The sequence below is a fragment of the Roseateles sp. FW305-36 genome (assembly GCF_058787015.1).
Window position 1 is genome coordinate 1 of the sequence record NZ_JBYSZK010000055.1, and the last position, 869, is coordinate 869.

General features: G+C 61.7%; 1 protein-coding gene. It reads right to left on the bottom strand.

What is annotated here, in order from left to right:
- A partial coding sequence (locus AC3WOE_RS30520) for an AMP-binding protein (protein WP_492696310.1) occupies nucleotides 1-869 on the bottom strand: 869 nt, incomplete at both ends.

Here is an 869-nt window from a genome sequence, read left to right on the forward strand (position 1 = left end):
TAGATCTCTCCCACCGCTCCCAGCGGCACCGGCTGACGGTGCTCGTCCAGCAGGTAGATCTGCGTGTTGGCGATCGGCCGGCCAATGGGAACGTTGTCGAGCGCCTGACTTCCACAACGGTGTGCAGTGGCCCAGACCGTCGTTTCAGTGGGTCCGTAGGCATTGAAAACGGCTATCCGATGGGCCCAACGTGCCGCTAGATGCGGTGGGCAGGCTTCACCGGCCATGATGAGGTGACTCAATGGCAAGTCACAGTCATCAGGCAAGAGCGCCACCAACGCTGAAGGCAGCGTGACGTGGCTGACTGAGTGTTGCCGCAGCACACTCAGCACGCCCTCCGGAGATTTGAGTTTGGCGCTGGGCGCCAGCACTAGACTGGCGCCATGGACCAAGGCCATACATAACTCAAAAACGCTGGCATCGAACCCTGGCGAGGCGAACTGAAGAATCTTGTGACCTGGACCCGCCTGAAACAGTTCATGCTGGGCCCAATGTAGATTGCTCAAGCCCTGGTGATGATTGACCACCCCCTTGGGCATGCCCGTCGAGCCGGATGTGTAGATCACATACGCCAGGTGCTTCGCGCTCAGCCCCAGTTCACGCGCATCAGGGTTGCGCCGCTCAGCTTCTGAGCCAGCCCAGACTTGCGCATCGGCGTCCAACCGCAGCAGCACCGCCCCCGCCTTGCCTTCCGCGGTAGCTTGCACCAGCCGTTCCAAGAGTCCAGCCTGCACCTGCCCGTGGCTCAGGATCGCCTTCGGTGCACTGTCCTGCACCATGTACACCAGTCGCTCCTGCGGGTAGCTCGGGTCCAGCGGCACATACGCCGCTCCCGATTTCAAAATCCCCACCAGCCCCACCACCATCTC